This is a genomic window from Streptomyces sp. NPDC006602, assembly GCF_042870385.1.
GTDB lineage: Bacteria > Actinomycetota > Actinomycetes > Streptomycetales > Streptomycetaceae > Streptomyces.
In genome coordinates, this window is the sequence record NZ_JBIAHG010000002.1 from 203,425 (window position 1) to 221,637 (window position 18,213).

The window sequence follows — 18,213 nt, forward strand, 5'->3', positions numbered from 1 at the left end:
TCGCACGAACCGCCTCGCCGGGCCCCCAACGCCTCCACGCCGACTGCCTCGATGCGCCCGCCGCCTCCGCTCCAACTGCCTTGCCCCGCGTTCACCCGCTGCTCAAGAACTGCCTCGCCAGCCGCTCCCCGATCATCACGGCGGCCTCATGGTTCTCGATGGGCGCCACCCGTGTGCCCTTGAAGACGATGTAGGTGATGCCGGAATCCGTGCCGCCGCCGCGCGGGTCGGGGCGGATACCGAGGGCCTTGGCGGTGGCGTAGGACGCCTCACCGATGAGGTCCTGCGGGCCCACGTCGCCGACGACCGCGTACCGAACCCGGTCCCGGTGCACGACGGCCGCCACCGATCCGCCGCGCACGCCGTCCTCTCCGTGGTTCCAGATGCGGCTCGGGCCCGGCACGACGATGTACGGGAGGCGTTCGGCGCTCAACGGGCGGCCGTCGGGCTGCCGGTATGCCGTGCTGTCGGAGAAGAGCGGGTCGGTGCGGTCGTTGCAGCGGCGGCCGGGCCGGCCGTCGCAGTCGATGTCCAGGTCGGCCTTCCAGAACACGGCGTCCCGGGTGCCGCAGACCGGGGTCCTCGCGGGCGTGCCGTCGTCGTTGCGGAAGCGGCCGCGGGAGACGGGGACACAGTCACGCACCCTGGCCAGCAGGTCGGCGGCGCGGACGTCGCCCGCGCGCCGCACCGTCGGCTGTTGCCGGACGACCTCGGGTCCGGCGGCGGACGCGGCGACCGGCACGGTCGCCGGCGCTGTCGACGGGGCGAGCAGCGCGGCACCTGCCGCGGCCACCGTCAGCGGCTGGGCACGCACGATAGGGACCCCTCTCCTGGGGGACATGGCCGCACACCCGGCCCAATCTGACGCCGTATCCGTCGTCCGGCCACCAGTAGGGGGCCGGACGACGGATACGGCCCCGAGCTGCCGACGGGGGCCGGAAGCCGGGGCCCGCCAGGGACTCCGGCCTCCCGGCCGCCCGCACCGGCGCGGGATCAGCGACGACAGCGGCCCGCGCAGCGGCGTGAACTACCCACATCTGACGGTGAGTTCAGCCGCGAGAGGCTTCAGCATACGAAACCCCCGGCGAACGGCGGCCAGTACCCCGGCAGACGGCACTCGGCGGACGGCCACGGCACCGCTCCCACCGACTTCCGACGGCACCTGGGGCGGCTTCTCGGCGGAACGGAAGGTGACCACGGGCACAAGCCCGCAGCCGTGACAACGGCTCGCGCCTCCTCCGGACGAGGGAATCCGTCACCTGCCCGGTGGCCGTCCGCATGCGGGACCCGCCGAGTGCACGTTGGCTTCCCCTGAGGGCAGCACGGGCCTTCCCCGACCCTCGGCGGCACAAGGGACGTACCGCCGACCGTGCCGCCGGAGGACAGGTCCATGCACACTACTCAGCTACTCCTCCGCTCCGGCCTGACCGTGGCAGCCGCCGCGCTGCCGCTCGCCCTGACCGCCACGCCGGCCACCGCCGCTCCGGGGATCTCCGTGAGCACCACCGGCTCCACGGTCTCCGTCACGACCAGCGCCTGTAGGCAGGTCAACGGCAGTTGGGGCACCGCCTCGCTTCTGAACAGCAGCCAGGCGAACTTCTCCCAGGGCCGCCAGGTGGCGCTCTCGGGGACGAGCGCCCTTCAGTCGGCGGCCTGGTCGGGCGTGAGCGCGGGTACCTACACCGTCATCGTCCAGTGCGCGGACAACACCACCGCGGGCACCCAGTCGGTCATCGTGTCCCCCGTGTCGAGTCCCACGATCTCCGCCACGGCCTCGCCCTCGCCGTCCCGCGGTGTCATGGGCGGCACGGGCAGCACCACGAAGGACTACGGCACTCTCACGCTGGTGGCCGGCGGGACCCTGGTGGGAGCGGGCGCCCTGGCCACGGCCTGGTTGCTGCGCCGCCGCTCGAAGCCGTACCGGCTCTAGCTAGCCCACCCCTTCCTCCAGGACAGGCAGCTCCGCCAGGGCCTCGGTGAGCCACTGCGTCCAGAAGGTCTCCAGTTCGATGCCCGCGCGCAGGACCAGGTGCTGGAGCCTGGCCTGCGCGCTGTCGTTGCCGGGCGGGAAGTCGCGCTTCTCGATCTGCTGGTATTCGGCCAACTGCAGCCGGTGCAGGTCGAGGTGGCGGCGCAGGTCGGCCTCCAGCCCCGCGGTGCCGACGACGGCCGCGGCACGCAGGCGCAGCAGGAGCGCGTCGCGGTGCGGCCTCGGGTCCTGCGCGGCGGCCGTCCACCGCCGGAGTTCGGCACGGCCCGCGGGCAGGACCTCGTAGCTCTTCTTCTGCCCGCGCGCGGGCTGCTCGGCGGGCAGGGCGCGGATGTGTCCCGCGGCCTCCAGTTTTCCCAGTTCGCGGTAGATCTGCTGATGCGTCGCCGACCAGAAGTAACCGATCGACCTGTCGAACCTGCGCGTCAGATCGAGGCCCGACGACGGCTTCTCGAGCAGGGCGGTGAGGATCGCGTGCGGGAGTGACATGAGGTCATCCTAGGGAGGCCGCCCCACGGCCCTACAGCGTCGCCGCCAGCTCGGTGCCCTGCTTGATGGCGCGCTTGGCGTCCAGTTCGGCGGCGAGGTCGGCGCCGCCGATGAGGTGGGCGCCACGGCCCGCGGCGAGCAGTGCCTCGTACAGGTCGCGGCGCGGGTCCTGTCCCGTGCACAGCACGACGGTGTCGACCTCCAGGACCGTGCTCGTGTCACCGACGGTGACATGCAGGCCGGCGTCGTCGATCCGGTCGTAGCGCACGCCCGGGACCATCGTGACGCCGCGGTGCTTGAGTTCAGTGCGGTGGATCCAGCCGGTGGTCTTGCCGAGGCCGGCGCCGACCTTGGTGGTCTTGCGCTGGAGGAGGTGGACGGTCCGCGGCGGGGCGGGGCGCTCGGGGGCGGCGAGTCCGCCGGGTGCCGCGTAGTCCATGTCGACGCCCCACTGGCGGAAGTACGTCGCCGGGTCCTCGCTCGCCTTGTCGCCGCCGTCGGTGAGGAACTCGGCGACGTCGAAGCCGATGCCGCCCGCGCCGAGGATCGCGACCCGGTCGCCGACGGGGGCACCGTCGCGCAGGACGTCGAGGTAGCCGACGACGCTCGGGTGGTCGGCGCCGGGGATGTCGGGGGTGCGCGGGGAGACGCCGGTGGCGACGACGACCTCGTCGTAGTCGGCGAGGTCGTCGGCGGCCACCCAGGTGTTGAGCCGTACGTCGACGCTGTGGGCGTCGAGCTGGTGGCGGAAGTAGCGCAGGGTCTCGTCGAACTCCTGCTTGCCGGGGACCTTGCGGGCGACGTTGAGCTGACCGCCGATCTCGCTCGCGGCGTCGAAGAGGGTCACCTCGTGGCCGCGCTCGGCCGCGCTGACGGCGCAGGCGAGACCCGCGGGGCCCGCGCCCACCACGGCCACGCGCTTGCGCAGCCGGGTCGGGGAGAGGACCAGCTCGGTCTCGTGGCAGGCGCGCGGGTTGACCAGGCAGGAGGTGATCTGGCCGCTGAAGGTGTGGTCGAGGCAAGCCTGATTGCAGCCGATGCAGGTGTTGATCGCCTCGGGTCGGCCGGCCGCGGCCTTGGCGACGAAGTCGGGGTCGGCGAGCATCGGGCGGGCCATCGACACCATGTCCGCGCAGCCGGAGGCCAGCAACTCCTCGGCGACTTCGGGGGTGTTGATGCGGTTGGTCGTCACGAGCGGGACGGACACCTCGCCCATGAGCCGCTTGGTCACCCATGTGTAGGCGCCGCGCGGCACCGAGGTGGCGATGGTGGGGATGCGGGCCTCGTGCCAGCCGATGCCGGTGTTGATGATGGTCGCCCCGGCGGCCTCGACGGCCTTGGCCAGGGTGATGACCTCGTCGAGGGTCGAGCCGCCCGGTACCAGGTCCAGCATGGACAGCCGGTAGATGATGACGAAGTCCTCGCCGACGGCCTCGCGCACCCGCCGGACGATCTCGACGGGGAAGCGCATGCGGTTCTCGTACGAGCCGCCCCAGCCGTCGGTGCGGTGGTTGGTCTGCGCGGCGATGAACTCGTTGATGAGGTAGCCCTCGGAGCCCATGATCTCCACGCCGTCGTAGCCGGCCTGCCGGGCCAGGCGGGCGGCGCGGGCATAGTCGTCGATGGTCTTCTCGACCTCGGCGTCGGTGAGTTCGCGGGGCGGGAAGGGGCTGATCGGCGCCTGGAGGGGGCTCGGTGCGACGAGGTCCCGGTGGTAGGCGTACCGGCCGAAGTGCAGGATCTGCATGGCGATGCGGCCGCCCTCGTGGTGCACGGCCTCGGTGATCTGCCGGTGCTGCTCGGCCTCCGCATCGGTGGTGAGCTTCGCGCCGCCCTCGTACGGTCGTCCCTCGTCGTTGGGGGCGATGCCCCCGGTGACGATGAGGCCCACTCCCCCGCGCGCGCGGGCGGCGTAGAACTCCGCCATCCGCTCGAAGCCCCGCTCGGCCTCCTCCAGGCCGACGTGCATCGAGCCCATGAGGACGCGGTTGGGCAGCGTGGTGAAGCCCAGGTCGAGCGGGGACAGCAGGTGCGGGTAACGGCTCATCGGGCCCTCCGTGCGCGGCGGTGTCGTGCCCTCTTGTTGTAGAGGACCGGACCCGCTTTATGCAACTAGTTGCACAATCGAGGAGGGGTGATGCCGACCACGTCAGGGCGGCGGGAGGTTCCGCACCGGGCGTAACCGCCCGGGCGGAGCGCCGGACCCGCCGACAGGGCTGATCCGCGCCTCGGTCTAGTGGCTCTCCAGCCGAACGTGCAGCTCCCGCTCCTGGTCGCCGGAGGCCGTGGCCAGGTCGTGCACGCTGAAGAGGGAGTCGAGGGTCTCGCGGAACCGGTCGACGGCCCAGTAGCCGCCCTGTACGTCGGCCGTGACGGATGCTCCGAGGCTGGCGGGCGGGCAGCCCTCGTGTTCGTCGGCCACGTCGAAGGTGCCGAGCCACACGGTCGGACGTACCTCGTGGTGGTCCCGGGGTACGTCGTCCGCGCACCGGTCGGACCCGAAGCACGCACAGAGGGTGTCGAACACGATCCGGGCGTCCTCCTTGCTGCCGCTCAGTTCGACGGAGACGGATTCCGGGTGCGGTCGCTCGCTGTCCATCGTGATCGCTCCTCTCGTGGCCGCGCTGCGGTGCCGCGGGCAGACCCTGCGGTACCGCACCCCACCCCCCAGATAAGCACCACCTCGAGCAGAGCACTACCGGCCCGCCCCACCTGCCGGCCGGCGCGGTCAGCCCCGCGTGCGGTACGTCTTGCTGTCGGTCAGGACGCACAATCCCGGCGACACGACGATCACGCGCAGGGTGTCGAGTGCCTCCCCGGAGCTCAGCGTGTCGACGTACTCCGACCAGGTCCCGCCCCGCGACTGCGCGCGGAACACGCACGGGTATGGAGGAGCTCCTCGGGGGGCGGCGCACTCGGCGGCCAGTCCGGCCCGACCGGGTGGTCATGTGCAGACCCATGCCATAACGCTGAGCGTCGGCTCGGTCACAGTGCCGTGATCCGGCTTCGCCGGACGGCCGCCGCCGTGTTGAGGGATGGTGGAAGAAGCCGCCGGTGACGTCCCAGAGACGACTGGACGCGGTAGAACAGGGGAGTCGGCACGGGGGAACGACGTGCCGCGAGGACGGCCGAAGGCGGTGCGTGCAATGAGAGCAGCCGGGAGACTCCGGTGACCGAAGGCGGCGAGCAGCAGGTACGGCGCGGCGGACCCGCCGATGGGCCGGTGCGCGGGCCGGTGCAGCCGAGCGGGCTCCTCGACGTGCTCGGTGTGGCCTCGATCGTCCTGGACACCGAAGGACGCATCGTGCTGTGGAGCCCACAGGCCGAGGAACTGTTCGGCTACCCGGCCCAGGAGGCGCTCGGGCACTACGCGGCCCATCTGATGATCCACGAGCAGCATGTCGACCTGGTGGTCAAGCTGTTCGCCGACGTCATGGAGACCGGTCAGGGCTGGGCCGGCGCGTTCCCCGTCCGGCACAAGGACGGCAGTACGAAGCTGGTGGAGTTCCGCAACATGCGGCTGCTGGACGACCGGGGCGACGTCTACGCTCTGGGACTCGCCGCCGACCAGTCGACCGTACGCCGGCTGGAGCGGGACGTGGCGCTGTCCACGCGGATGGTCGAGCAGTCCCCGACCGGGCTGGCCGTCCTCGACACCGACCTGCGGTACGTCTCCGTCAACCCGGCCCTGGAGCGGCTCAACGGCATCCCGGCCGAGGAGCACCTCGGACGTGCCGTCGGCGAGGTCCTGCCGGACGTCGACGCCGCCGCCATCGAAGCCGCGGCGCGTCGGGTACTGGACACCGGACAGCCGCTGGTCTCCCAGCAGACGGTGGGCCGGACACCTGCCGATCCGGGCGCGGAGCACGCCTGGTCGATCTCGCTCTACCGGCTGGAGGACGCCCTCGGGACCGTGCTGGGCGTGGCCTGCTCGGTGGCGGACATCACCGAGCAGCACCGGTCGGCCGCCGAGGCCGAGACCGCGCGCCGGCGCCTGGCGCTCGTCGCCGACGCCTCCACCCGGATCGGCACCACCCTGGACCTGGACCGCACCGCTCGTGAGCTGGCCGAGGTCGCGGTGCCCGACCTCGCCGACATAGCGGCCGTGGATCTGCTGGAGGCGGTGGTGCAGGGCAGGCCCAGCACGCTCGGGCCTGCCGAACCGGCCGTCATCCGGGCACTGGCCGTGGAGGCGGACCGCGCCCCGGACGCCCTCCGTGCGGCCGACCCGCCCGGAGAGGTGGTCCGGTACGCACCCGACCGCCTGGTCACCGAGTGCGTCAGGACCGGACAGCCGGTCTTCGTGGCCCAGGTCGGGGCCGGAGACCTGGCCCGCATCGCGCGCTCCCCCGAGGCGGCCGAACTGCTGGCCCGGGCGGGCGTGCACTCCTATCTGGCGGTGCCGCTGATCGCGCGCGGCGAGGTGCTCGGCGCCCTCGATCTCAAGCGCACCCGCAACCCACTGCCGTTCACCGAGGACGACCTGCTGCTCGCCCGTGAGCTGGCATCCCGCGCTGCCTTGCAGATCGACAACGCGCGCTGGTACCAGAACGCCCGCGACACCGCCCTCACCCTCCAGCGCAGCCTGCTGCCCAGCCATCCGCCCGTGACGGGCGGCCTGGAGGTCGCCTCGCGCTACCAGCCCGCGGGAGCCACCACCGAGGTCGGCGGCGACTGGTTCGACGTGATCCCGCTGGAGGGCGGCAAGACCGCGCTCGTGGTGGGCGACGTGATGGGCAGCGGCCTCAACGCCGCGGCGACCATGGGCCGGCTGCGCACCGCGACGAACACCCTGGCCTCCCTCGACCTCGATCCGGCCCGGCTCCTGGAGCACCTCGACCGGATCACCGAGGGCCTGGACCACTCGATCGCGACCTGTGTGTACGTCGTCCACGACCCGAAACTGCGGCAGTGCCGGATCGCCAACGCCGGGCACCTGCCGCCCGCCCGGCTGCGTACGGGATGTGCGCCGGAGCTGCTCGATCTGCCCACCGGTGCGCCGCTGGGCGTGGGCGGTGTCGCCTTCTCCACCACCACCGTCGACCTGGAACCCGGCGACCGGCTGGTGCTCTACACCGACGGCCTCGTCGAAACCCGGCAACACCCGCTCGACGAACGGCTCGACGCCCTGCTGGCGCTGCTCGACGGCCCCGACCGCCCGTTGGAAGAGGTGTGCGACCTGCTGCTGCGCACCCTGCACCAGCCGGACAACTCCGACGACGTGGCGCTGCTCATCGCGCGGGTGCAGACGTCCGGTTGACCGTCCTGGGCGGTTCGACCGTCCTGGGCGGTGTCAGGTGCGGCTGGGGTCCGGTTCCGGTGCCGCCTCGTGCCGCTGCCGCACTGCCCGGTCGTGGCGCGGGAGCAGCAGTGGGGTCGCCGGCAGGAGGAGACCGGCGGCCGCGATCGCGGTGCGGGTTCCGACGAGGGCGGTCAGCAGGCCCCACAGGGCGGTCAGGGCCGCGGTGGTGAGCTTGCCGGTGACCGACCACGCGGACAGGGTGCGGGCCACCCCGCCCGTCCGCCTTCGAACAGCCTCATGCCGGCCGGTGTGTTCGGCGCGGCCGAGAACCCCGATCGGCAACCGTCGCGGCGGGGCGCCACAACCTCACGGTCGCGCCACGGCCTCTACGGCCGGGTCCCGACCACCACGTTGGCGTAGAGCTCCTCCGACACGGCGAGGCGTGCGGTCAGGCCGCTGCGGGTGAAGGCCTCGACGGCCGTCGGCGCCTGGCGTTCGCTCGTCTCGACCAGGAGGCAGCCGCCGGGGGCCAGCCATCGGGGTGCCTCGGCCGCGACCCGGCGCAGGACGTCCAGGCCGTCCGCCCCGCCGTCGAGGGCGACCAGCGGCTCATGGTCGCGTGCCTCGGCGGGCAGGAGGGGGACCTCGCCGGTGGGGACGTACGGCACGTTGGCCGCCAGAATGTCGATGCGACCGCGCAGTTCGGCGGGGAGGGCGTCGAACAGGTCGCCCGTGTGGACGTGACCGCCGACGGCGGCGACGTTGCGGCGGGCGCAGCGCACCGCGGCCGGTTCGATGTCGGCGGCGTGCAGTTCGACCAGGCCGAGCCCGGTGGCGAGGGCGGCGCCGACGGCACCCGAGCCGCAGCACAGGTCCACCACGACGGACGCGTCGGGGACGTGGGCCAGGGCCTGGTCGACGAGGAACTCGGTTCGGCGGCGGGGTACGAAGACGCCGGGGTCCACGGCGATGCGCAGCCCTCCGAACTCGGCCCAGCCCAGGACGAGTTCGAGGGGCCGGCCCTGGACGCGGCCGTCGACCATGGCGGCCAGCTCGTCCGGAGTGCCGGCCGCGGCCAGCATCAACCGCGCCTCGTCCTCCGCGAAGACACAGCCGGCGGCGCGCAGCGCGGCCACGACGGAGTCACGGGAGGAGGACGAGGACTGCGGTGAGGAGGGAGGAGGGGGTGTGGACGGAGAAAGTGGAGGCATGAAGCCGAGGGCCTTTCGGGAGCCGAAGGGCGCTCTCGCGGCCGCCTACTGGCGGTGATCCGCGCCGGTTCCAGGAGAGAGCACCCGACCTGACACAGCGGTAATGGGTCTCACCTCCTCGGTCGTCACGACGGACACAGCGCGGCCACACTACCCCAACGATCAGCCGATGAGGGCCCATTCCGTCCCGAGTTGTATTATGCAACCAGTGGCGTGAGGGAGGCCCCGTGAACGCATCCGCACCGACCGGCGGCGACGCAGCCGTGGAGACCATCCACCGCGAGATGACGTCGTTCGCACGTCGGGCCCGGGCCTCGGCCGGGCGTATGCACCCCGAGTTGTCACTGGTGTCGTACACCCTGCTCGGACATCTGGAGGAGAGCGGCGGCTGCCGCGCCACCGACCTGGCCGCGCACTACGCCCTCGACAAGTCCACGGTCAGCCGCCAGGTGGCCGCGCTGGCGCGCGCCGGGCTCGTCGATCGGCGCCAGGACTCCGAGGACCACCGCGTCCAGGTCCTGTACCTGACCGACGCCGGCAGGCGCATCCTCGCCCAGGTCAGCGAGAGCCGCCGGGCGGCCTTCCGGGACCGGCTCGCGGACTGGCCGGCGGAGGATCTGGAGCGGTTCGCCCGGTATCTCGTGCGGTACAACGCCTGGTCGGCGGCCTACTCGGGGGAGGACTGACCGCTCCCCCACCCCTGCGACCGCCTCCACGACTACGACGCCGGTACGGCCGTACGTCCCTCCGGGAGCCGTTGCGGTGCCCGTGCCGTCATGAAGGCGGTGGTGCGGCGCAGGCGGAAGCCCAGGGACTCGTAGAGCCGGATGGCGTTGGTGTTGCCGGCGCCGGTGTGCAGGAACGGGGTCTCGCCGCGTTCCCGGATGCCGTGGGCGACGGCGAGGATCAGCCGGGTGGCCAGGCCCTCACCGCGGAAGGCGGGGTCGGTGCAGACGGCGCTGATCTCGGTCCAGCCCGGCGGGCGCAGCCGCTCCCCCGCCATGGCCACGAGAGCACCGTCACGCCGGATGCCGAGGTAGGTGCCGAGTTCGATGGTGCGGGGCAGGAAAGGGCCGGGCCGGGTCCGGGCGACCAGGTGGAGCATCTCGGGCATGTCGTCGGCGCCGAGTCGGACCGCCTCGGGTTCCGGCGCGGTGACCAGGCCGTCGTCCTCGAACTGGACGCCCTCTATTCGGAACGTGACCTCCCAGTCGTCGGGGACCCGCCCCCGGAACCCGAGCAGCGGCACCTCGGCGCCGGGGCCCGCGAAGGCCGCGAGGTCGGCCCAGTCGTCGGCGTCGGGCTCGTCGGGCAGGGCCAGCCACGGCGTGACGTCCACGGGGTAGCGAAGGATCCGACCGTGCCGCTCGGCGAAGTGGGCATGCGGTCCGGTGAGGGCGGCGCGGGCTGGGTTGTCGAGGACGTGGGGTGCGTCGGTGGCGGGCCGCGGCTGACCGACGCTCTGTGATTGACCGGGGGTCTGCGGTTGACCGGGGGCCTGCCGTCCACGGCCGATCTGCGGTTGACCGGTGGTATGCGGCCCATGGCCGGTCTGCGGCCGGTTGACGGCCCGTTGTCCGGTGGTGGTCTGTCGTGCTTCGGGGCTCATCGGGCGACCTCGATCACGACCTTGCCGCGGGCGTGGCCGTCCTCGACGGTGCGCAGGGCCTCGCCGGCCCGGTCGAGCGGGAAGGTTCCCGTGATGTGCGGGTTCAGATCGCCGTTCACCACGAGGTGCGCCACCGCCTCCAGGACGGCCGCGTTGCGGGCCCGGGCCACCCGCGCGCCGCCCAGCCGCTCCACGTCCTCGGGCGGGGCGCCGGCGGTGATGAGCTTCGTCCCGTCGGTGAGCAGCTGTGCCGCCTCGGTCAGTACGTCGCCGCCCACGAGGTCGTAGACCCCGTCGATCCCGTCCGGGGCGGCGGCCCGCGCCCGCTCGGCCCAGCCCGGCCCCGAGGGGACGTGCACGGCGCCGAGCGACTCGACGAAGTCCTTCTTGCCCTCGCTCGCGACGCCGATGACGCCCAGGCCGACGGCCCGGGCGATCTGCACGGCCGCCGCACCGACGCCGCCGCCCGCGCCGGTGACCAGCACGGTCGCGCCGGAGGGCAGGCCGAGCTGGCGGATCCCGTCGTACGCGGTCGCGGCGGCGACGGGCAGGGTCGCGGCATCGGCGAAGGACAGCTCGGCCGGCTTGTGCGCGGTCACCGAGGCGGGCAGCAAGGCGTACTCGGCGTAGCCGCCGGCCACCGTGTTGCCGAAGACCTCGTCCCCCACGGCGAACCCCTCGACGCCCTCGCCGACCTCTTCGACGACCCCGGACACCTCGCTGCCGAGGACGGCGGGGAACGCCCGGTCGCCGCTCTCGCCCGGCCGGCGGTACCCGGTGCGCAGCTTCCAGTCCACCGGGTTGACCCCGGCTGTTCGCACCGCGACCAGGACCTGACCCGGGCCGGGCACCGGCCGGTCCACCTCGACGAGGGCCTCGGTGTCCGGGCCGCCGTACCGCGTGAAGACGTACGCCTTGGGCACTGCTCCCACTCTCCTTCGCTGTCGCCGGTCGGGCGGTTGTATGAGCCACCGGTTGCGACATCAGTCGGCAAGGAGGATCGGCGGTGCGCTATTCCCGGGGCGGTGGAGAGTTCATGCGGCCTTAATGATCGTGGACCGCCCCGGAGGCTGGGCATGGGTGACGTGCGCGTACGGTTGAACGCGTTAGCAATTGCCGTCGCTGTCACGCTGGACCCATATGAACGTCACTCGAGGCTTCACCGGACGCGCCCGTGTCCACAATCCGGGGCTGCCGCCCGGCCAGTACGACGCGGGCGACGACTGGCCCGTCCTGTCCGCGGAGGTCACGCCCGAGCTCGCACCCGCCGACTGGACGTTCCGTGTCGACGGGCTGGTCGAGGCGCCCCGTACCTGGGACTGGGCGCAGGCACACGAACTGCCCTCGTCCGCCTACGAGGGCGACATCCACTGTGTGACGAGCTGGTCGAAGTTCGGGGTGCGATTCGGGGGCGTATCGCTGGACGCGTTCCTGGATGTGGTGCGGCCACATGGGTCCGCCACCCATGCCGTCGCCTACTCGCACACCGGCTACACCACGAACCTCCCGCTCGAAGACCTGACCGGCCGGCGCGCCTGGATCGCCTGGGAGTACGACGGAAAACCGCTCGCCGCCGAGCACGGCGGGCCGGCGCGACTGCTGGTGCCGCACCTGTACTTCTGGAAGAGCGCCAAGTGGATCGCGGGCCTGCGGATCCTCGACCACGACGAGCCCGGTTTCTGGGAGCAGAACGGCTACCACGAGCGGGGCAATCCCTGGGAGGAGCAGCGGTACTCCGGTGACTGAGACGTCCGCCTCCCCTGGCTTCACTTCTTCCCCTGGCTTCACTTCCTCCGGATTCACTGCCTGCGGCTTCACTCCTGCTACACGGTTCGCCGTGCCCGGGCGGATCGCCGTGAGCAACCGGACCGCCGCGACGTGGCAGACCGCCACGCTCACCGAGATCCGCCGCGAGACTTCGCGCGCCTCCACCTACCGGTTCGCGGTTCCCGCCTGGGCCGGGCATCTGCCCGGCCAGCACCTGATGCTGCGGCTGACCGCCGAGGACGGCTACGCGGCCCAGCGCCACTACTCGATCGCATCCGCGCCCGACGACTCCGGGCACATCGAGCTGACCCTGGACCACGTCGAGGGCGGTGAGGTCTCGGGGTGGTTCCACACGGTGGCGGCGCCCGGGGACGCGGTTCAGGTACGCGGCCCGCTGAGCGGCTTCTTCGCCTGGCCCGGCGACCGGCCGGCGCTGCTCATCGGCGCCGGCTCCGGGGTCGTACCGCTGATGTCGATGGTGCGACACCACCGGGCGCGGGACCTGTCCGTGCCGTTGCGACTGCTGGTGTCCGCGCGCAGTCCCGAAGAGCTGATCTACGCGCCGGAGTTGGGCGAGGAGACGACGCCCGTGTTCACGCGGAGCGCGCCCGTGGGTGTGCCGGTGGGACGTATGGGGGCCGCACATGTGGCCCCGCTCCTGGCCGAGCAGCCTCCTGGCGGGTGGGAGGCCTATGTGTGCGGCTCCAATGCCTTCGCCGAACACGCCTCGCGCCTGCTGGTCGAGGCCGGTCAGCCGGTGGACCGTATCCGGATCGAACGCTTCGGCTGACGACGCGGCCGTTCACACGAGGCGTCCGGGACGATGACGTCACGCCGCCGGGACCGTCGACGCCACATGGCCGGGACCGTTCGTGTCGCGCGGGCGGAATCCGTCGCGCCCCGTGTGGCCGGTTCCCCGTGGTCTCGCATCGCCCCCCGCGTTTCGGCACCACCCTGCCGGGCACTTGTGCGGCGGCCCCGCGCGGGGCCGTTGGTGAACGATGCCGGTAGAACGGGTACTGAATCCTTGAGGGCACTCGCAGTTGTGCGCGGTGCGGAGGTCGACATGCGAACCCGGGTGCGCGGCTGGCGCTGGCGGCGCAGTCCGCTACGGCGCCGGTCGGATGTCGTCGAGGCGTGGACGGTCCTGGTCGTCGGGGTGCTGCTGTGGGCGGGCGCTCCCCTCGTCGGGGCGTTCGCGGCCTCGTGGGCACACTCGGAGGCGCGCGCGGTCCAGGCGGAGCAGCGTGCCGATCGTCATCGTGTCCGTGCCATGGTCGTCGGCAGGACCGCCGGTTCGCTGCCCGCGGTGCAGGGCGGTCGGGATCACGCGTACCGGGCGACCGTGCGCTGGACCGAGCCGGGCGTCGGTTCGCGGACGGCCTCGGCACGGGTCCCGGGCGGTACACGCCGGGGGGAGTTGGTGGACGTGTGGTTCGACGGCCGGGGCCGCAGTGTGCCACCGCCGCCGGACGAGACCGCGGTGTGGCAGCACACGCTCACCATCGGCGCGTGCGCGGCGGGCGGTGCGGTCGCGGTGCTGCTCCTCGGCCACTCCGTCGTACGGAGTGCGGCCAACCGCCACCGGATGGCCGAGTGGGAACGCGAGTGGGCCCTCACCGAGCCGCAGTGGACGCGCCGCCGGGCGTAACCGGCGGCCCACGCCGAACGCGCCGCCGGGTACGACCGACCCACGGTGGGCGCGCTCCGTGTCCGGACGCCCGCTCCTCGGCAGCTAGCCCTGCTGCATCCTCCGTGCGATCCCGCCATGTGTCCGCAGCGCGTCCGCCAGTCCCGGCAGGACCGGTTCGCCCCGGTCGACCAGCACCTTCCCGGCGACCACCGTCGTCCACGCCCGGGCGGGCCCGCAGCGCAGCCATGCCTCAACCGGGTCGCTCAAGGCGCCGGCCAGGGCGACCTGGTGCAGGTCCCAGACCACCAGGTCGGCGCATGCGCCGGGCCGCAGGTGGCCCAGTTCGTCCGCGCGGCCCAGACAGCGGGCCGAGCCCCGGGTGGCGATGTCGAGGGCGTCGCGTGCGGTCATCGCGCCGGGTCCGCCGCGGTAGCGGCCGAGAAGGAGCGCCCCGCGGGTCTCCATCCAGAGCGAGGCGTGGTCGGTGGAGGCGGAGCCGTCGCAGCCGATACCGACGGGCAGGCCCAGTTCACGCATCTCCTTGACCCGGGCCGTGCCGCCGCCGATGAGCATGTTGGAGCTCGGGCAGTGCGCCACGCCGACACCCGCGGCGGCGAGGCGGCGCAACTCGTCGTCGTTCGGGTAGATGCAGTGGGCGACCCAGGTGCGGTCGCTCATCCACCCGGTCTGCTCGAAGTACTCGACGGGGCGGCAGCCGTACGTCTCCAGGCAGTACGTGTCCTCGTCGTGGTCCTCGGCGAGGTGCGTGTGCAGCCGTACGTCGTGGCGCTCGGCGAGTTCGGCGGTCGCCGTCATCAGCTCCCTGGTCACCGAGAACGGCGAGCAGGGCGCGAGCGCGACTCGGACCAGGGCGCCGGGTTCGGGGTCGTGGTGGGCCTGGATGAGCCGCTCGCTGTCGGCGAGGACCTCCTCGTCGGTCTGCGTGACGCTCCTCGGCGGCAGTCCCCCGTCCTCGACGGAGCGGGTCATCGAGCCGCGGGTGGCGTGGAAGCGGAAGCCGATGTCGCGGGCGGCGCGGATCTCGGCGTCGACCAGGCGGGGGCGGGGGTGGACGTAGAGGTGGTCCGAGGACGTGGTGCAGCCGCCCATCAGCAGCTCGGCCATGCCGACGTACGCCGAGACGTAGGCGGCCTCCTCGTCGAGGGCCGCCCACAGTGGGTACAGGGTGGTGAGCCAGTCGAAGAGGGAACCGTTCACGGCGGGCGAGTAGGAGCGGGTGAGGTTCTGGTAGATGTGGTGGTGCGTGTTGATCAGGCCCGGGGTGACGAGCCGGCCGGCCGCGGAGACGGTGGTCCGGGCGTCGGGTTCGGTCCCGGGGGATCCGACGCCGGTGACCCGACCACCCGTGACGGTGAGCCAGCCGCCGGGGATCTCCCGCTCCCCGTCCACGACAAGCAGTCCGGCATCCCTGACCAGCAGGTCCACTTCCTCGACCGGCGCTTCGGCGGCAGACGTCATGTCGTCATCGTAGGCGCGTGGAGGGGCAAAGACCTGGCGAGTCGTCCGACCATCCACGTACGGTGTGATCATCCGCACTCACTTTTTTCACAAAGGCGGTCCTACATGGCCCTGTTCGACCTTCCGATCGACGAGCTCCGCGAGTACCGCAGCAAGTCCGCCGAGCCCGAGGACTTCGACGCCTTCTGGTCCAAGACGCTCGAGGAAGCCCGCGAGCACGACCTGGACGCCCGGTTCGAACTGGTCGACACGGGTCTGACCACGGTGAAGGTGTACGACGTGACGTTCGCCGGGTTCGGTGGGCACCCGGTGAAGGGCTGGTTCACACTCCCCGCCGAGGTCTCCGCGCCGATCCCGGTGGTCGTGGAGTTCGTGGGCTACGGCGGCGGACGCGGTCTGCCGCACGAGCATCTGCTGTGGGCGTCCACGGGCCGGGCGCACTTCGTGATGGACACCCGCGGCCAGGGCAGCGCCTGGGGCGGTGGCGGCGGCACCGCCGACCCGGTGGGCGGCGCGCCCTCGTACCCGGGTTTCATGACGCGGGGCATGGACGCGCCCGAGAACTACTACTACCGCCGGGTGTTCACGGACGCGGTGCGTGCCGTGGAGGCGGCCCGCTCGCATCCTCTGGCCGATCCCGCACGCACGGTGGTGATCGGTGCCAGCCAGGGCGGCGGCATCACCATCGCGGTGGGCGGTCTGGTCCCGGACCTGGCGGCCGTCGCGCCGGACGTGCCGTTCCTGTGCGACTACCCGCGCGCGGCCACGCTGACCGACCGTCACCCGTACCGGGAGATCGGCCTCTACCTCAAGACGCACCGCGGCCGTACCGAGGACGCCCTGCGCACCCTCTCCTACTTCGACGGCGTGCACTTCGCGTCCCGCGGCCGGGCCCCCGCCCTGTTCTCGGTGGCCCTGGAGGACCAGACCTGCCCGCCCTCCACCGTGTTCGCGGCCTTCAACGGCTGGGCGCACGACGAGAAGGCGATCGAGGTGTACGACTTCAACGACCACGAGGGCGGCGGGCCGTACCAGGAGGCGGCCAAGGTGCGCTGGCTGCGGGCATACGCCTGAGGGATCCCGCGGTGGAGACGGGTGAGGCCGCGGAGCGGTTCGTGCGGGTGTGGGAGCGGGCCTGGGCCGGGCACGAGGTGGAGGCGCTGCTGGAGCTGTACGCCGAGGACTGTGTGCACCGCTCCATGCCGTTCCGCGCGCCGCACCGCGGCCGGGCCGAACTGGCGGCATACCTGCGCTGGTCGTTCGCCGCAGAGCGGGTGACGGACGTCCGGTTCTCGTCACCCGTCTTCGGCCCGGGCGGGGTCGCGGTGGCCGAGTTCCTGGTGTTCGCGGAGGAGGGCGGCGAGGCGTCGACGCCGGCGGGCTGTGTCTTCGTGCGGTTCGACGCCGCCGGGCTGGCCGTCGAGACCCGCGACTACTGGCACACCATTCCGGGCCACCGGGAACCGGAAGAACCGCTGTTCTTCGTCTGAGGCCCTCGCGTACGACGTCTTCCGTCCAGTCCGACCAGTCGGTACGTTCATGTGGCCCGGGTCGCAGTGTCGCGGCCCGGGCTTCCGGCGGACGACGGAGGGTCCATGTCCCAGTACGAGTCGGCGGTCCACGGTCAATGCGACGAGCGCTTCGGCGCGGTGCGGACGGCGTTCGAGGAGAACTTCCGCGACCGCGGGGAGCTGGGCGCCGCGGTGACCGTCGTGGTCGACGGCGAGAGTGTGGTGGACCTGTGGGGCGGCTGGTCCGACGCGGCGGGCACCCGCCCGTGGGAGCGCGACACGCTGGTCAACGTCTGGTCCACGACCAAGGGCCCGGTCGCCCTGTGCGCGCACATCCTCGCCGACCGCGGGCTGCTCGACCTCGACGCGCCGGTGGCCGTGTACTGGCCGGAGTTCGCCGCGGCCGGCAAGGAGAAGGTCCTCGTACGGCATCTGCTCTCGCACCGGTCCGCGCTGGCCGGCCTGCGCGAGCCGCACACGCTCGCACAGCTCTGCGACTGGGAGTTGACCGTGGAGCGGCTCGCCGCCACGGAGCCCTGGTGGGAGCCGGGAACCCGGTCCGGGTATCACGCGCTGACGTACGGCTTCCTGGTCGGGGAGGTCGTCCGGCGCGTCTCGGGGCTGCTGCCGGGGGCGTTCCTGGAGCGGGAGGTGACCGGGCCGCTCGGGATCGACTTCACCGTCGGGCTGCCGGAGAAGGAGGCCGGGCGGGCCGCCGAGCTGGTGCATCCGCCGGCCGCGTCGAGCAGTGAACAGGCCGCGATCTTCAGCCAGTTGACACCCACCGCGCTAGCCGCGCTGGCCAACCCCCTGGTCGGCGCGACCGAGGCCAACCTGCCCGAATGGCGGGCCGCCGAGATCCCCGCCGCGAACGGCCACGGCACCGCGCGGGCCGTCGCCGCCCTCTACGGCATCTTCGCGGGCCGGGGATCGTACGACGGTCACCGCGTCCTGTCCCCCGAGGCCGCCGAGCGCGTGCGCGAGGGGCAGGGCAGCTGCCGCGACCTGGTGCTGGGCGCCGGTTTCGTGAACGAGACCGAGGTCGCGCTGGGCCTGTGGCTCAGCGGGCCGAACGGGTCGTACGGGCCCAACCCGCGGGCTTTCGGACACGACGGGTTCGGCGGCTCGTGCGGACTCGCCGACCCGGAGGCGGGCGTGTCACTGGGGTACGTGATGAACCGGATGGGGCCGCACATCGCCGACGACCCGCGGAAGATGGCGCTGGTCAACGCCCTGTACCGAGTGCTCTGAGTACGAGCGGGCCTTCGACGCCGACCTGCTC

At 72.5% G+C, this 18,213-nt stretch carries 19 protein-coding genes; 9 read left to right on the top strand and 10 right to left on the bottom strand.

All coding sequences use genetic code 11. The features are described from left to right. Window positions 1-91: 91 nt before the first annotated feature. Complete coding sequence (locus ACFYO2_RS05635) at window positions 92-814, bottom strand: glycoside hydrolase family 75 protein (RefSeq protein WP_388344495.1); 723 nt, start codon at window positions 812-814, stop codon at window positions 92-94. Between the two features lie 576 nt (window positions 815-1,390). On the opposite strand from ACFYO2_RS05635, the gene ACFYO2_RS05640 reads away from it, so the two are divergent. Next, window positions 1,391-1,930: a hypothetical protein gene (locus ACFYO2_RS05640; RefSeq protein ID WP_388344498.1), complete on the top strand. Its 540-nt coding sequence runs from the start codon at window positions 1,391-1,393 to the stop codon at window positions 1,928-1,930. Here the strand turns inward: ACFYO2_RS05640 and ACFYO2_RS05645 are convergent, their stop codons facing one another. The 4 genes from ACFYO2_RS05645 to ACFYO2_RS05660 all read right to left on the bottom strand — a co-directional run bounded on the left by ACFYO2_RS05645 (window position 1,931) and on the right by ACFYO2_RS05660 (window position 5,357). Beyond that, window positions 1,931-2,479, bottom strand: coding sequence for a PadR family transcriptional regulator (locus ACFYO2_RS05645; protein ID WP_388344500.1), 549 nt, complete (start codon window positions 2,477-2,479; stop codon window positions 1,931-1,933). A gap of 31 nt (window positions 2,480-2,510) precedes the next feature. Further along, window positions 2,511-4,526 carry an FAD-dependent oxidoreductase gene (locus ACFYO2_RS05650; RefSeq protein WP_388344503.1) on the bottom strand — a complete coding sequence of 672 codons (2,016 nt, stop codon included), beginning with the start codon at window positions 4,524-4,526 and terminating at the stop codon, window positions 2,511-2,513. A gap of 186 nt (window positions 4,527-4,712) precedes the next feature. Continuing rightward, window positions 4,713-5,078: a hypothetical protein gene (locus ACFYO2_RS05655; protein ID WP_388344506.1), complete on the bottom strand. Its 366-nt coding sequence runs from the start codon at window positions 5,076-5,078 to the stop codon at window positions 4,713-4,715. A gap of 129 nt (window positions 5,079-5,207) precedes the next feature. Then, window positions 5,208-5,357, bottom strand: a complete 150-nt coding sequence (locus ACFYO2_RS05660) for a hypothetical protein (RefSeq protein WP_388346104.1) — start codon at window positions 5,355-5,357, stop codon at window positions 5,208-5,210. A 291-nt stretch (window positions 5,358-5,648) separates the two neighbouring features. Between ACFYO2_RS05660 and ACFYO2_RS05665 the strand changes: the two genes are divergently transcribed. After that, window positions 5,649-7,739 carry a SpoIIE family protein phosphatase gene (locus ACFYO2_RS05665; protein ID WP_388344509.1) on the top strand — a complete coding sequence of 697 codons (2,091 nt, stop codon included), beginning with the start codon at window positions 5,649-5,651 and terminating at the stop codon, window positions 7,737-7,739. 33 nt (window positions 7,740-7,772) lie between these two features. On the opposite strand, the gene ACFYO2_RS05670 is transcribed toward ACFYO2_RS05665, so the two are convergent. Beyond that, window positions 7,773-7,991 carry a hypothetical protein gene (locus tag ACFYO2_RS05670; RefSeq protein WP_388344511.1) on the bottom strand — a complete coding sequence of 73 codons (219 nt, stop codon included), beginning with the start codon at window positions 7,989-7,991 and terminating at the stop codon, window positions 7,773-7,775. 116 nt (window positions 7,992-8,107) lie between these two features. Then, window positions 8,108-8,932 carry a putative protein N(5)-glutamine methyltransferase gene (locus ACFYO2_RS05675; protein ID WP_388344512.1) on the bottom strand — a complete coding sequence of 275 codons (825 nt, stop codon included), beginning with the start codon at window positions 8,930-8,932 and terminating at the stop codon, window positions 8,108-8,110. A gap of 284 nt (window positions 8,933-9,216) precedes the next feature. Between ACFYO2_RS05675 and ACFYO2_RS05680 the strand changes: the two genes are divergently transcribed. Continuing rightward, window positions 9,217-9,618, top strand: coding sequence for a MarR family winged helix-turn-helix transcriptional regulator (locus tag ACFYO2_RS05680; protein ID WP_388346044.1), 402 nt, complete (start codon window positions 9,217-9,219; stop codon window positions 9,616-9,618). Window positions 9,619-9,650: 32 nt separating this feature from the next. Here the strand turns inward: ACFYO2_RS05680 and ACFYO2_RS05685 are convergent, their stop codons facing one another. Beyond that, a complete protein-coding gene (locus ACFYO2_RS05685) occupies window positions 9,651-10,541 on the bottom strand; it encodes a GNAT family N-acetyltransferase (RefSeq protein ID WP_388344515.1) in 891 nt (296 codons plus the stop codon). Beyond that, on the bottom strand, window positions 10,538-11,464 hold the full coding sequence (locus tag ACFYO2_RS05690; RefSeq protein ID WP_388344517.1) for an NADP-dependent oxidoreductase: 927 nt from the start codon (window positions 11,462-11,464) through the stop codon (window positions 10,538-10,540). Before ACFYO2_RS05690 ends, ACFYO2_RS05685 begins: the two co-directional genes overlap by 4 nt. Window positions 11,465-11,681: 217 nt before the next feature. On the opposite strand from ACFYO2_RS05690, the gene ACFYO2_RS05695 reads away from it, so the two are divergent. The 3 genes from ACFYO2_RS05695 (at window position 11,682) to ACFYO2_RS05705 (ending at window position 13,959) form a co-directional block, all read left to right on the top strand. Next, window positions 11,682-12,287, top strand: a complete 606-nt coding sequence (locus ACFYO2_RS05695; protein ID WP_388344519.1) for a sulfite oxidase-like oxidoreductase — start codon at window positions 11,682-11,684, stop codon at window positions 12,285-12,287. A gap of 103 nt (window positions 12,288-12,390) precedes the next feature. Then, window positions 12,391-13,098, top strand: coding sequence for a ferredoxin reductase (locus ACFYO2_RS05700; protein ID WP_388346045.1), 708 nt, complete (start codon window positions 12,391-12,393; stop codon window positions 13,096-13,098). Window positions 13,099-13,374: 276 nt separating this feature from the next. Then, window positions 13,375-13,959, top strand: coding sequence for a hypothetical protein (locus tag ACFYO2_RS05705; protein WP_388344522.1), 585 nt, complete (start codon window positions 13,375-13,377; stop codon window positions 13,957-13,959). Between the two features lie 84 nt (window positions 13,960-14,043). Here ACFYO2_RS05705 and ACFYO2_RS05710 read toward each other — a convergent pair whose 3' ends face one another. Then, complete coding sequence (locus ACFYO2_RS05710; protein WP_388344524.1) at window positions 14,044-15,420, bottom strand: 8-oxoguanine deaminase; 1,377 nt, start codon at window positions 15,418-15,420, stop codon at window positions 14,044-14,046. Between the two features lie 105 nt (window positions 15,421-15,525). Here ACFYO2_RS05710 and ACFYO2_RS05715 point away from each other — a divergent pair, with 105 nt between their 5' ends. The 3 genes from ACFYO2_RS05715 to ACFYO2_RS05725 all read left to right on the top strand — a co-directional run bounded on the left by ACFYO2_RS05715 (window position 15,526) and on the right by ACFYO2_RS05725 (window position 18,182). Beyond that, entirely contained in the window at window positions 15,526-16,494 is a 969-nt protein-coding gene (locus ACFYO2_RS05715; RefSeq protein ID WP_388344526.1) for an acetylxylan esterase, read from the top strand. Between the two features lie 11 nt (window positions 16,495-16,505). Next, window positions 16,506-16,910, top strand: a complete 405-nt coding sequence (locus ACFYO2_RS05720; protein ID WP_388344529.1) for a nuclear transport factor 2 family protein — start codon at window positions 16,506-16,508, stop codon at window positions 16,908-16,910. 105 nt (window positions 16,911-17,015) lie between these two features. Continuing rightward, window positions 17,016-18,182, top strand: coding sequence for a serine hydrolase domain-containing protein (locus ACFYO2_RS05725; RefSeq protein WP_388344532.1), 1,167 nt, complete (start codon window positions 17,016-17,018; stop codon window positions 18,180-18,182). Window positions 18,183-18,213: the final 31 nt, after the last annotated feature.